The sequence below is a fragment of the Fontisphaera persica genome, from assembly GCF_024832785.1.
Taxonomy (GTDB): domain Bacteria; phylum Verrucomicrobiota; class Verrucomicrobiia; order Limisphaerales; family Fontisphaeraceae; genus Fontisphaera; species Fontisphaera persica.
This window is the reverse complement of record NZ_CP116615.1, coordinates 4,586,588-4,598,938: the sequence shown is the minus strand read 5'-3', so window position 1 is coordinate 4,598,938 and position 12,351 is coordinate 4,586,588. Positions and strand designations below refer to the sequence as shown.

The window sequence follows — 12,351 nt, the reverse complement described above, 5'->3', positions numbered from 1 at the left end:
CCAAATGAAGCGCCAAAGTTACAATACCGTAAAAAACCTCTTCTGTCCTCTCAATGATTTTCAAATCTCCTCGACCGTTATCGTAAAAGCCCAATTTCTCCCCGGACTCTCCTGAACGTCAGTGGCGCCCGGCACGGCGGACAAGGTTGCCCACGCCTGCTTTTCCGGACTTGCCTTTGCCAGCCACTGCAAACAAAATACCGCATGGCGACCAAATCGTTTCGCAACGCGACCGACAACCAGTTTTACCTGCCAGCCGACGCCTTTTTTCGGGCGCACCCCTCGCTGGCGTTGACGTATGACGACGTCACGCTGGCCACCAACTACTCGGAAATCCTGCCCCGCGACACCGTCCTGCAAAGTGTGCTCGCGCCGGGATTGACCCTCAACATCCCCATCATTTCGGCCGACATGGACACCGTCACCGAATCCGCCATGGCCATTGGCATGGCCCTCAATGGCGGGCTGGGGCTTATTCATTACAACATGAGCGACCGCGAGCAGCTCTCGGAAGTCTCGCGCGTCAAGCACCACGTGCATGGGCTGATTCAGGACCCCGTCACCGTCAACCCCGAACAGCACATTGGCGAAGTGCTGGCCATGGTGGAGGAGCGCCGTTTTCAGTTCCGCACCTTTCCCGTGGTGGACTCCCAGCGCAAGCTCCTCGGCCTGCTGCCCGGCCACGTGGTCAAACCCCGCTACGCCAAACACACCGTGGCCGAAATCCTCACCCCCCGCGCCCAGGTGCAGACCATTCAGAAACGGGAGCTGGGCCGCGACCCCATCGCCCGCGCGGACAAATTTTTCTCCGAGCACCCCGGCATCAACAAGCTGCTGGTGGTGGATGACCAGGACCGCCTCTACGGCCTGTTCACCATCAGCGACGTCGAACGCATCATCCAGGAAAAAAAGGCCCTCTTCAAACCCGCCCGCGACGACAAATGGCGCCTCATTTGCGGCGCCGCCGTCTCCGCCACCCGCAACGCCTTCGGCGAAATTGACCGCGAACGCCTCATCTCCCACGTCGGCGGCCTGGTCGAGCGCGGCCTGGACGTGGTGGCCGTGTCCACCGCGCACGGTTTTTCGCGGGGGGTGGGCGAGGCCGTGCGCATGATCCGCCAGGCCTTTCCCAAATTGCCCATCATCGCCGGCAACGTCACCACCGCCGCCGGGGTGGAGTTTCTGGCTGATTGCGGGGCCGACATCATCAAGGTGGGCCAGGGGCCCGGCTCCATCTGCACCACGCGGCTGGTGGCCGGGGTGGGCATACCGCAGTTGACCGCCCTCTACGTCTGCAGCCAGGCCGCCAAAAAGAAACGCGTCACCCTCCTGGCCGATGGCGGCATCACCAAATCCGGCGACATCGTCAAGGCCCTGACCCTGGCGCAAGCGGTGGTTTGCGGCGGCATTCTGGCCGGCTGCGATGAAGCCCCGGGCGAGGTCATTGAAATCAGCGGCAAGCTCTACAAGCAATATCGCGGCATGGGCAGCCTGGCGGCCATGAAGGCCGGCTCCGCTGCCCGCTACGGCCACAGCACCCAGGACCCCACCCGCAAAGTCGCCGCCGAAGGCATCGAGGCCCTCAAGGAAGCCGCCGGCCCGTTGAATCGCGTGCTCACCCAGCTCATCGGCGGCATCCAGTCCGGCATGGGCTACCTCGGCGCCGCCAACCTGGCCGAGCTGCGCCAGAAAGCCCGCTACATCCGCGTCAGCCCCGCCGGCATGCGCGAGGCCGGCCCGCATGACGTCGTCGAGGTCAAGACTTCAACATAAGCGCCAGCCATGAGCGGCCCAAATTCAGCGGCGGGGCAGCCCCCCGCAGCGGACGCTCCGCAGGCGCGCACGGCGGACGACTCATGAGCGAACTATTCTCCCCGCTCACCCGCCAAATCGCGGGGCGCGTGCTGGTGCTGCGCGGCGCCGCGCGGGAGTTGTGGCTCATCTTCATGGCCAAGCTGCTGGCCATCATGGCCTACGGGGTGATGAACTCCACCCTCATCCTCTGGCTCTCCAGCGACCTCGGCTATAACGACGCCTACGCCGGTTACATCGTGGCCATGTGGTCCACCTTCATGACCATGGCCACCGTCATGGTGGGGTCGCTGGTGGATGCCATTGGCCTGCGCCGCGCCTTTCTGCTCGGTTTTGCGGTCTGCATCTTTGCCCGCGGCACCATGACCTTGAGCACCGTGCCGTGGCTGGCAGTCGGGGTGGGCCTCATGTCCCTCGCCGTGGGCGAGGCACTGATGACGCCGGTCATGGTGGCCGCCGTGCGCCGCTACGCCACCACCGCCCAGCGGTCCATTTCCTTCTCCATTTTTTATGTGATGATGAACCTCGGCTTCCTCCTGGGGGCCTACATCTTTGACCACGTGCGCGCGTGGCTGGGGGAAACCGGACGCTACACCCTCCCCTTGCTGGGATGGGAGTTCAGCACCTACCGCGTGCTCTTCCTCATCAGCTTCCTGCTGACCATTCCCAATCTGATGCTCCTCTACTGGGGCCTGCGCCCGGGGGTGGAAGCCACCGATGAAGGCCTCAAAATCACCCCCGAACAACCCAAGTACGCCCACCTGCACGTCCTTCGCGGACTCGTCCTGACGGTGCGGGATGCTTTCGATGACACCATCCGCATTTTTGCCGGATTGTGGCGGCAGCCGGCCTTTTTCAAGTTCCTCGGATTCCTGACGCTCGTGGTGGCGGTGCGGCTCATCATGTACCACATGAACTACACCTACCCCAAATTTGGCATCCGCGAGCTGGGCGACGGCGCGCCCATCGGCCGCCTGTGGGCCATCAACCAAATGCTCATCATCTTCCTGGTCCCCCTCATGGGCACTCTCACCCTGCGCTGGTCGGCTTATCGCGTGGTCACCCTGGGCAGTGCTGTGGCCGTGATGGCGGTCTTTATCATGGCCCTGCCCCCGGCCTGGTTCGCCCCGCTGGCTCATAGCTGGCTGGGCGCCTGGTTGTATTATGGGTACCTGGGCATGCAAGGCGCTTTCGTCCATCCCTATTACGTCATGATTTTCCTCTTCGTCGTCGGCCTGTCCCTCGGGGAATCCCTCTACTCCCCCCGACTTTACGAATATCCGGCCGCCATCGCGCCCAAGGGACAGGAAGCCTCCTACATGTCCCTCTCCTACCTGCCTTTTTTCGTGGCCAAGTTTTTTGTCGGCATGGCCTCCGGCCCCCTGCTGGACCATTATTGCCCCGAATCCGGCCCGCGCATGTCGTGGATGCTCTGGACCTACATCGCCATGATGGCCGCCATCACGCCGCTGGGCCTCATCTTTTTCCAAAAATTCATCCGCGTGAAAGAAGCCGGCCGCAACGATTAGCCCCAGGATCAATCACGCCCAATGAAAGGACGGACAGAAATCCCGGCGCTTTTTCCCTTGCCGCGCAAGGCCGCCTGCGGCATCACTGCGGGCATGGACGCACCTGACCAACTGCGCGAACTGTTCCGGATGCAAAAAGCCCTCAACGAACGCATCGGTGTCCGCACCGAGGGCATGACCGAGGCCGAGCGCATCCAATGGGTCCTCAATTACTGCCGGGCCATGTCCCAGGAAATCGCCGAGCTGACCGACAGCGTGCCCTGGAAGTGGTGGGCCAAGTACCAGAAATTTGACGAGCAAAATGCCCGGGTGGAAGTGGTGGACTTGTTTCATTTTCTCATCAGCCTTGCCCAGGTGCTGGGCATGAGCGCCGACGACGTTTTCCAGGCCTACGTGAAGAAAAACGAAATCAACTTCAAGCGCCAGGAAACCGGCTACACCGTCAAGGACGAGAGTGACTCCCGGCACATTTGAGCCACCGGGCCAGGAAGGGCGGCTCGGCAGACCACAGCCGCCACGCCCGCCGCCTTTTCCCTTGCGCGCGGGGGGCACATAAGGTTTATTCCCACCAACCCCCTGGGCGCCTTGCGCCGATGCTGGGGCATGAACGAATGCACCGTGACGCCAACATTGCCAAGCCATGAAACGCCATCTCCTTACCTCCCTGGCCGCCGCCCTGGCGGCGGCTCTCCTCGCGCCCCTCGCCGCCCGCGCCGCGGACAACGAGCCGCCGCCGGGCTTCGTTGCCCTGTTCAACGGCAAGGACTTCACCGGCTGGCGCGTGCCCGAGGGCGACAACGGCCACTGGAAGGTGGTCAATGGCGTGATTGACTACGACGCCGAAAGCGAAGCCAAAGGCGACAAGAGCCTCTGGTGCGAAAAGGAGCTCGGCGACTTCATCCTGCGTGTGGACTGGCGCATCAAGGCCACTCCTTACACCAATCCTAATGTCCCCTACATCCTGCCCGACGGCACCCACGCCCGCGACGTCACCGGCAAGGAACTGAAACTGGCCCTGCCGGACTCCGACAGCGGCATCTTCCTGCGCGGCTCCGGCACCTACCAGGTCAATATCTGGTGCTGGCCCATCGGCTCGGGCGAAATGTATGGCATCCGCACCAACCCAAAAACCGCGCCGGATTTGCGCGCCGCCGTCACCCCCCGTCATCAGGCCGACAAACCGGTGGGAGAATGGAACCGCTTTGAAATCACCGTCCGCGGGCGCACCGTCACCGTGGTGCTCAATGGCATCACCGTCATCCCCGGCGCCACCATCCCCGACCTGCCCCTGCGCGGACGCATCGCCCTCCAACACCACGGCGGCAAGGATGCCCAGGGCCGCTGGAACAGTCCCCCCAGCCTCCTCCAATTCAAAAACATCTTCGTGCGGGAGTTGTAAGGCAGCCTTCACGCCCGGCCAGTTTTTTTTCGACGCCGAAACGGCGGCGCTTTACACTGCGCGCCCGTGCAGAGCGTGTTCACCGGTGGATTGGGACTGGCGGTGTTTCTGGGCGCCGCCTGGGCGCTCTCCGCCAATCGCCAGCGGGTGCCCTGGCGGACCGTGCTCTGGGGCCTCGGCCTGCAAACAGCCCTCGCCCTGTTCATTCTCAAAACGCGCGCCGGCCAGTTCCTCTTTGATTGGGCCGGGCGCGGCATCCGGGCGCTCATCGCCTTCGCCAATGAAGGCTGCGCCTTTGTCTTCGGGCCACTGGCCCAACCGCCCACCCTGGAAAAAGCCTTTGGACCGGGGCAAACATTTGTCTTCGCCATCACCGTGGCCGGCACCATCATCCTCGTCTCCGCCCTCTCCTCCGTGCTGTATCATTGGGGCGTCCTGCAACGGGTGGTGCAAGCCATGGCGTGGCTGATGCGCCGCGCCCTGCGCACCAGCGGCAGCGAAACCCTGGCCGCCGCCGCCAACATCTTCATGGGCCAGACCGAGGCGCCCCTGGTGGTCAAGCCTTACCTCGCCCGCATGACCCGCAGCGAGCTGCTGTGCCTCATGACCGGCGGCATGGCCACGCTCGCCGGCGGCGTGGCTTCCGTCTATGTCAAGCTCGCCACCGACGCCGGCCATCCCGACTTTGCCGGCCATCTCCTCACCGCTTCCGTCATGAACGCCCCCGCGGCCCTGTACCTTTCCAAAATCCTCCTGCCCGAAACGGAGACCAGCGAAACGGCTGGCCGCGCCGCCGGCTTCATTCCGCGCACCACCACCAACAGCCTGGATGCGCTGTGCCAGGGGGCCGCCGACGGCATGAAACTCTCCCTCAACGTCATGGCCATGCTTATTGCTTTTGTGGCGGTGGTGGCGCTCGCCAATGCCCTGCTGGTGGGCGCCCAATCGCTGGCCGGCGTCACCTCCCCGGCCAACCTGCAAACCCTCCTGGGCTGGCTCAACGCGCCGCTGGCCTGGCTCATGGGAGTGCCGGCGCACGATTGCCTCACCATTGGCTCGGTGCTCGGCGAGCGGGTGGTGCTCAACGAATTCATCGGCTACGTCTCGCTGAACGCCGCCACGGTGGACCCGCGCAGTTACACCATTGCCATTTACGCCCTCTGCGGCTTTGCCAACTTTGCCAGCATTGCCATTCAGGTGGGCGGCATCGGCGCCCTGGTGCCGGAGCGGCGTGGCGAGCTGGCCCGTCTGGGCCTCCGCGCCATGCTCGGCGGTCTGCTCGCCTGTTATGTCTCCGCCACCCTGGCAGGCCTGATGATATGAAACCCACTGCCCTGACTGCGGTCATCTTTGACATGGATGGTGTGCTCACCGATTCCGAGCCGCTCATCAACGCCGCCGCCATCGCCATGTTCAAGGAGCGGGGACTCGTCGTGCAGCCCGAGGATTTTCATCCCTTCATCGGCACCGGCGAGCTGCGCTACCTGGGTGGAGTGGCCGAGAAATACGGATTCCCCCTGGACCTGCAAGAGGCCAAACGCCGCACCTACGAAATCTACCTTCAACTCGTGCCCTCCCAACTGCGCGCCTTTCCCGGCGCGGTCGAGCTGGTGCACCGCTGCCGCGCCGCCGGCCTGCGCACGGCGGTGGCCTCCAGCGCCGACCGCATCAAAATTGAAGCCAACCTCCGGCAAATTGGCCTGCCCCCTTCCACTTGGGATGCCGTGGTCAGCGCCGAGGACGCCGTGCACAAAAAACCTGCGCCCGATTTGTTTCTCGCCGCCGCCCGCCGGCTCCAAGTGCCCCCCGCGCAATGCGTGGTGATTGAGGACGCGCTCAGCGGCATTCAAGCCGCGCGCGCGGCGGGGATGCGCTGTGTGGCGGTGGCTTCCAGTTATCCAGCCGAACAACTCCAGGCCGCCGACCTTGTCCGCCAATCCATTGCCGAAGTGACCCTCGCCGATTTACAAGCCCTCGCCAGCCGGTAGCGCCGCCATTCGCTCAGGCAATGGGTTGCACATTCTGCGGCAGGTAGGGGCGACCGCCCCACGGGTAATGGGGCAGACCAAGGTCCAGCACCCGGTTGATGTCATTGAGCGGCACCCCCAATTGAAACAGCGTGCGCGCCGCGTCCACCCGCCCGCGGCGGGCCTCCTGCATTTCCGGCAAATCCTCCACGTCGAAACACGCAGTCAAACCCGCGCGCGGCTCCAGCGCATCCAGCACCGGCTGCAGGCCGGCTTCCAGGCGGCGGCACAGCGGAGCCAATACGTGATGAATCCAATGCCGCCATTGAGCTTCAGCCACGGCGCGGTTGGCATCTTCGGTAAAGCCGAGAATGGTCTCCGGTACGCGAAATACCGCCAGGATTTCCTGCCGGTTGAACTTGCGATTCTCCAAAAATTGCAAATCAGCCGCATTCAGCGCCGGTTTCTCCACTTTGACGCCCCCGGATAAAAACAGCGGCCGGTCCGCCATGCCGGCGCGGGCCTTGCGCTCGCGCAAAGCGGCCTGCACCTGGTCCATTTGCGCCTGCGACAGATGCTGCTCCGTAGTGACAATCAGACCGGTATCCGCATTGTTCAAAATCAGGCCCTTCATGAACTGCGCGGAGTGGTAATCCGTTTGCGCGGCCAGTTGGGCCACGCTCAGGGGTGACAGCCCGCGCCACGGATGCCAGGGATTGGGCAGGCGCAGATGCAGCACCTCCTCCGGCAACAGCACCATGCCCGCCAGCGGGTCTGTGGCGCCGGTGGAGTGGTAGCGCCAGCCGGCCAGGGTGTGGTTTTCAATGATTTCCGTGAACTGCTCCGGCGGCATCGGCAGCAGATGTTGGATGCCGGCGCCAGGGCGCAGGGCGCACACCGCTCCCTGGCAATCCACCGGCAATAAAAAGACTTCCCCCCGCAAATCAAACCAGGTGGCCACCAGCTCCCAAAAAGCAAAACGGTCCAGGCGCGGATGCGGCCGCTGCAGTAGTTGCCACGCCGGCCCGCTGGCCACCGCCGCTTCACCGCAATACAGTTTGAGCGGCGTCTGGGCCAGCTTGGCGGCCTTGGCGGAAATGGCGGCATAAACCCAGGTGGATTGCTGGTAGGCATTGACAAAATGGCCGCTTGTCTCGGCCAGGTCCCCGCGCAACCAGGCGGCGAGGGTGGGCGCGAAGGCCTTCTGGGCGGGAGCCGGGGCGAACCAGTGACGGAGCGAGTGCAGGATATTCATGGGGTGTGTGTTTCAAGTTTGCGCATCAGCCAGCCCGGTCATGCCGGGTGGGCGCAGTGTGAAACACAGCCAGCAAACAAGCAGTGCTCCGGGAGCATACTTTAGAATCTGACTGAACCGTCAAATCCACCTGAACCTGCTCTCAAGCAGCACCGTTTTACAGCGACCATCCCTTCCGATATTCCGCCACCAAATGCTGGTTGGCTTCGGCGTGATTGGTGAAGCGCATCCGCGCCGCATCCCATTGCAAGCGCGTGCCCGGATAACGAAACGCAATCACCCCCAACAGCGCAATTTCCGTCAACGGCCCGCCATAATCAAAATGGGAGCCGGCCGGCGGACCGCCTTTGCAGGCCCGTACCCACTCCGCATAATGTCCCGGTGATTTGGGAATCGGGTTGGGCGGCAGCGTTTTCTCTAGTTCGCGGTACTCGTCCATCTTCGCATCGGGAATCATCCGGCAACTGCCCGCGCCATGCGAGCCATAGACAATCTTGCCCTTGTCACCCACCACCACCGCGCCAATGCCGGGCAGTTTTTCGTTTTCCATCTCCTCCGGCTTGGAGGGTGTCCATTTGCCGTCGTACCAGACCAATTTCACCGCCGGACGCTGGCCTCTGGCGGGAAACTCGTAGGTAATCCGCGTGCCCGGCGGGCAGGTCTCGCCGTGCAATTTGGGGTCATAATCCATCACCTCCGCCTGCAGCGCGGCCGGCGCCCCCAAATCCAGCGCCCAAAACACCGGGTCCACCACATGGCATACCCAGTCGCCAATGACCCCCGTGCCAAACTGCAGCCAGCCGCGCCATTTGCCCGGCACGTAACACGAGTTGTAGGGCCGCCACGGAGCCGGCCCCAGCCACAAATCCCAGTCCAGGGTTTCGGGTACCGGCATTTCCTGTTTGGCGCGCTCCAATTCCGCCACCTTGCTGTAATAACTGCCGCAAAACGCATGAATCTCCCGCACCGGCCCGATGAAGCCGCTCTGAATCATCTGATGAAAACGGCGAATGGAATCGGAGGAATGGCCTTGATTGCCCAGTTGCGTGACCACCTGGTACTGCCGCGCCGCCGCCCGCAGCGCCCGGACTTCCTGCACACAATGCGCCAGCGGTTTCTCGGAGTACACATGCTTGCGCTCCTTGATGGCGCGCATCAGCGTCACCGCGTGCGTATGGTCGGGGGTCGAAACCACCACCGCGTCCAGCTCGCGCCCCACCTCGTCCATCAGCTTCCGGTAATCCTGGTATCCCCGGGCCTGGGGAAAACGCTCCTGAGCCTTCTGCAACCGCGCCCGGTCCACATCACACAACGCCACCACATTCTCTCCGGCGCACCCGTCCAGATTCGCCCCGCCCCGGCCGCCCACCCCAATGAAGGCCAGATTCAATTTGCCGCTGGGCGGTGTGGCCCCGTTCAAGCCCAAAATGTGCCCCGGCAATACAGTGGCCGCAGTCACCGTCACCGCCGAGGCGCGCAAAAACCGGCGGCGCGAAAAACAAGAAGACCTGGGTTGCTTCATACGCAGCGTACGCCTATTGGACGCCGGCCCTTCCGCTTTATTCAACCCACCAAACCTTGGCGCCTGCCAGCCCGGCTTCACGCTTGCCGCCCTCTCCATCTCCGGGCAAAGTAACCTCATGAACTCTGACTGGGCGGCACAACAACTGCATACCATCCGGACCTTGATGGAGCGCTCCGCCTTGTATCGGCGGGCACTGGCACCGGTGATGACCCTCACGGGCGTGCTGGGCCTGGCGGCAGGCGTGCTGGGGTGGACCACCCACCTGGGCGAGCCAGTCGCCTTCGTGCTGTTCTGGGGCGGCACGGCGGCGGTGACCGCCGTGCTGGTGAGCTTGTTAATCCGCCGGCAGGCCTTCAAGGCGGCCGAACCCTTCTGGTCGCCGCCCATGCGCCGCGTGGCGCAAGCGGTGGCGCTGCCGGCCCTCGCCGCTGTCGTCCTGAGCCTCTACTGGTGCCTGGGACAGCCCGAACCGGAAAGCGTGTATGAATTGCTGCTCTTATGGCTGCTCCTTTACGGGCTGGCCGTCAATGCCGCCGGCTTTTTCATGCGGCGGGGCATCCGCTTGTTTGGCGGATTGATGGCGCTGGTGGGCCTGGGCCTGGGCGGTTACTTTTTACGCGCCGGCCCACCCCCCGCCGGCGCTGCCGCGCATCTGTGGATGGGGGCGCTGTTTGGCCTACCGCATCTGGCCTACGGCATTTACCTTTATTTCACCGAAAATAAATCCTCCTGACGCATGGACCCGGAGGCCTTCCGCCAACTGGATCGGGTGATCCACGAAAAAGGGCGGCTCGCCATCATGTCTTTGTTGGCGGCCAATCCGGAGCTTTCCTACACCGACCTGCGGGCCTTGTTGCAAATGACCGACGGCAATTTGACCACCCACCTCCGCACGCTGCAGGAAGCGGGCTACGTGGTGGTGAACAAGAGCACTTTCAAAAACCGCCCCCTGACCACCCTGGCGCTTTCCGAGGCCGGCCGCAGCGCCTTTGCGGAATATCTGAATGTCCTGGAAAAAATCGTGCAGGAGACCCGCGCAGCCGCCGGCAAAACCAACCCCTCCGATCAAGCCGGGCGCACTTCGTGATACTCCTGCAGCGTCTTGACGTCGTACCCGCGCTGTTTCAGGGCCGCGATGCCCAGCGCGGCGGCCTTGGCACCTCCCAGCGTCGTCATGATGGGCGTGCCGGTGTACACCGCCGTGGTGCGGATTTTGATTTCATCCGCGCGCGGCACCTGGCCTGAGGGCGTGTTGATGACCAGTTGAATCTCGCGGTTCTTGAGCATGTCCACCGAATTGGGCCGGCCCTCACTCAGCTTGAACACTGTCTTGACCGGCAGACCAGCCTTGCTGATGGCCGCCGCCGTGCCATGCGTTGCCACCAGCTCGAAGCCCAGCTCCAAAAACTGCCGCGCCACCTCCGCAATGTGCGGTTTGTCCGCATCGCTCACGCTGATGAACACCCGCCCCGAGGTGGGCAGCGGCGAGCCGGCCGCCATTTGGGATTTGGCGTAGGCAATGCCCAAATCCGCATCCAGCCCCATGACCTCGCCGGTGGAGCGCATCTCGGGCGAAAGCAGAATGTCCTGGCCGTGAAAACGATTGAAAGGGAACACTGACTCCTTGACCGCCCAATAGGTCGGCCAGATTTCCGCCGTGAAGCCCAGCTCCGGCAGCGTTTTTCCGGCCATGATTTTGGCCGCCAGCTTGGCCAGGGGCACGCCAATCGCCTTGCTCACAAAGGGCACCGTGCGGGACGCGCGCGGGTTGACTTCCAGCACATACACGCGCCCGTCCTTGACGGCGTATTGCACGTTCATCAGCCCCGCCACGCGCAACTCGCGCGCCATGGCATGCGTATATTCGCGAATGGTTTGGATGATTTCCCGGGAAAGCGTATGCGGCGGCAGCACCATGGCCGCGTCCCCCGAGTGCACCCCCGCAAACTCGATATGCTCCAACATCCCGCCAATCACCACCAGCCCCTGCTGCGGACTGGGGTACAGCCCCACATCCGCAATGCAATCCACATCCACCTCGATGGCGTCCTCCAGAAACTTGTCCACCAGCACCGGCCGCTCCGGCGATGCCTCCACCGCAAAGCGCATGTAATGCGCCAGCTCGGCGTCGGAATACACAATCTGCATGGCCCGCCCGCCGAGCACAAACGACGGCCGCACCAGCACCGGATAGCCCAGCTCGCGCGCCACCGCCAGCGCCTCCGCCTCGTTGGTGGCTATGCCATTGGGCGGCTGGGGAATATCCAGTTTGCGCAGCATCGCCGCAAAAAGTTTGCGGTCCTCGGCAATCTCGATGCTCTGGGGCGAGGTGCCAATGATGTTCACCCCGTTGCGCTGCAAGCCCAGGGCGAGGTTTAGCGGCGTTTGCCCGCCAAATTGCGCAATGGCCCCCTGGCATTTTTCGCGGTGATAAATATGCAGCACGTCCTCCAGCGTCAGCGGCTCGAAGTAGAGCCGGTCACTGGTATCGTAATCGGTCGAGACCGTCTCCGGGTTGGAGTTGACCATGATGGTCTCAAAGCCAATCTCCTTGAGCGCAAAAGCCGCGTGCACGCAACAGTAATCAAACTCGATGCCCTGCCCAATCCGGTTGGGGCCGCCGCCCAAAATCATGATTTTGGGGCGGTCGCTGGGTTTGACCTCGTCATCGCCCCGGTCATACGTCGAATAATAGTACGGGGTGTACGCCTCAAACTCCGCCGCGCAGGTGTCCACCAGCCGGTAGGAGGGCGTCAAGCCATGCGCCAGCCGCCAGGCACGCACTGCATCCTCGGTCTGGCCGGTTAAATGAGCGATTTGCCGATCTGAAAAACCTAGCGCTTTGGCGCGTGTTATTAATTCAA

The 12,351-nt window shown here is 63.3% G+C and carries 10 protein-coding genes and 1 pseudogene; 8 read left to right on the top strand and 3 right to left on the bottom strand.

Translation table 11 applies throughout. The features are described 5' to 3' along the window. Nucleotides 1-204: 204 nt before the first annotated feature. The 6 genes from guaB to NXS98_RS17235 all read left to right on the top strand — a co-directional run bounded on the left by guaB (nucleotide 205) and on the right by NXS98_RS17235 (nucleotide 6,728). On the top strand, nucleotides 205-1,773 hold the full coding sequence (guaB, locus tag NXS98_RS17260; protein ID WP_283846300.1) for an IMP dehydrogenase: 1,569 nt from the start codon (nucleotides 205-207) through the stop codon (nucleotides 1,771-1,773). 83 nt (nucleotides 1,774-1,856) lie between these two features. After that, a complete protein-coding gene (locus tag NXS98_RS17255; RefSeq protein ID WP_283846299.1) occupies nucleotides 1,857-3,341 on the top strand; it encodes an MFS transporter in 1,485 nt (494 codons plus the stop codon). A 93-nt stretch (nucleotides 3,342-3,434) separates the two neighbouring features. Continuing rightward, complete coding sequence (locus tag NXS98_RS17250) at nucleotides 3,435-3,815, top strand: dUTPase (RefSeq protein ID WP_283848197.1); 381 nt, start codon at nucleotides 3,435-3,437, stop codon at nucleotides 3,813-3,815. A gap of 166 nt (nucleotides 3,816-3,981) precedes the next feature. After that, the gene (locus NXS98_RS17245) at nucleotides 3,982-4,740 is read left to right on the top strand and encodes a 3-keto-disaccharide hydrolase (RefSeq protein WP_283846298.1); all 759 of its coding nucleotides are present in this window, start codon (nucleotides 3,982-3,984) and stop codon (nucleotides 4,738-4,740) included. Nucleotides 4,741-4,806: 66 nt separating this feature from the next. After that, nucleotides 4,807-6,063, top strand: a complete 1,257-nt coding sequence (locus tag NXS98_RS17240; protein ID WP_283846297.1) for a NupC/NupG family nucleoside CNT transporter — start codon at nucleotides 4,807-4,809, stop codon at nucleotides 6,061-6,063. Further along, nucleotides 6,060-6,728, top strand: coding sequence for an HAD-IA family hydrolase (locus NXS98_RS17235; protein ID WP_283846296.1), 669 nt, complete (start codon nucleotides 6,060-6,062; stop codon nucleotides 6,726-6,728). The genes NXS98_RS17240 and NXS98_RS17235 overlap by 4 nt, the downstream gene beginning before the upstream one ends. A 13-nt stretch (nucleotides 6,729-6,741) precedes the next feature. On the opposite strand, the gene NXS98_RS17230 is transcribed toward NXS98_RS17235, so the two are convergent. Then, complete coding sequence (locus NXS98_RS17230) at nucleotides 6,742-7,962, bottom strand: phage portal protein (RefSeq protein ID WP_283846295.1); 1,221 nt, start codon at nucleotides 7,960-7,962, stop codon at nucleotides 6,742-6,744. Nucleotides 7,963-8,119: 157 nt separating this feature from the next. After that, on the bottom strand, nucleotides 8,120-9,484 hold the full coding sequence (locus NXS98_RS17225) for a Gfo/Idh/MocA family protein (RefSeq protein ID WP_283846294.1): 1,365 nt from the start codon (nucleotides 9,482-9,484) through the stop codon (nucleotides 8,120-8,122). 118 nt (nucleotides 9,485-9,602) lie between these two features. Here NXS98_RS17225 and NXS98_RS17220 point away from each other — a divergent pair, with 118 nt between their 5' ends. After that, nucleotides 9,603-10,220, top strand: a complete 618-nt coding sequence (locus NXS98_RS17220) for a hypothetical protein (protein ID WP_283846293.1) — start codon at nucleotides 9,603-9,605, stop codon at nucleotides 10,218-10,220. 3 nt (nucleotides 10,221-10,223) lie between these two features. After that, nucleotides 10,224-10,574 carry a winged helix-turn-helix domain-containing protein gene (locus tag NXS98_RS17215; protein WP_283846291.1) on the top strand — a complete coding sequence of 117 codons (351 nt, stop codon included), beginning with the start codon at nucleotides 10,224-10,226 and terminating at the stop codon, nucleotides 10,572-10,574. On the opposite strand, the pseudogene carB reads toward NXS98_RS17215, so the two are convergent. After that, nucleotides 10,553-12,349: pseudogene (carB, locus tag NXS98_RS17210) on the bottom strand (carbamoyl-phosphate synthase large subunit); the annotation flags it as partial. The gene NXS98_RS17215 and the pseudogene carB overlap by 22 nt on opposite strands. Nucleotides 12,350-12,351: the final 2 nt, after the last annotated feature.

What these genes read in the sequence shown, in the direction of transcription:
- NXS98_RS17225 (WP_283846294.1), bottom strand. Translation starts at nt 9,484, where the DNA reads ATGAAGCAACCCAGGTCTTCTTGTTTTTCGCGCCGCCGGTTTTTGCGC.
- NXS98_RS17230 (WP_283846295.1), bottom strand. Translation starts at nt 7,962, where the DNA reads ATGAATATCCTGCACTCGCTCCGTCACTGGTTCGCCCCGGCTCCCGCC.
- NXS98_RS17235 (WP_283846296.1), top strand. Translation starts at nt 6,060, where the DNA reads ATGAAACCCACTGCCCTGACTGCGGTCATCTTTGACATGGATGGTGTG.
- NXS98_RS17255 (WP_283846299.1), top strand. Translation starts at nt 1,857, where the DNA reads ATGAGCGAACTATTCTCCCCGCTCACCCGCCAAATCGCGGGGCGCGTG.
- NXS98_RS17215 (WP_283846291.1), top strand. Translation starts at nt 10,224, where the DNA reads ATGGACCCGGAGGCCTTCCGCCAACTGGATCGGGTGATCCACGAAAAA.
- NXS98_RS17245 (WP_283846298.1), top strand. Translation starts at nt 3,982, where the DNA reads ATGAAACGCCATCTCCTTACCTCCCTGGCCGCCGCCCTGGCGGCGGCT.
- NXS98_RS17220 (WP_283846293.1), top strand. Translation starts at nt 9,603, where the DNA reads ATGAACTCTGACTGGGCGGCACAACAACTGCATACCATCCGGACCTTG.
- NXS98_RS17250 (WP_283848197.1), top strand. Translation starts at nt 3,435, where the DNA reads ATGGACGCACCTGACCAACTGCGCGAACTGTTCCGGATGCAAAAAGCC.
- guaB (WP_283846300.1), top strand. Translation starts at nt 205, where the DNA reads ATGGCGACCAAATCGTTTCGCAACGCGACCGACAACCAGTTTTACCTG.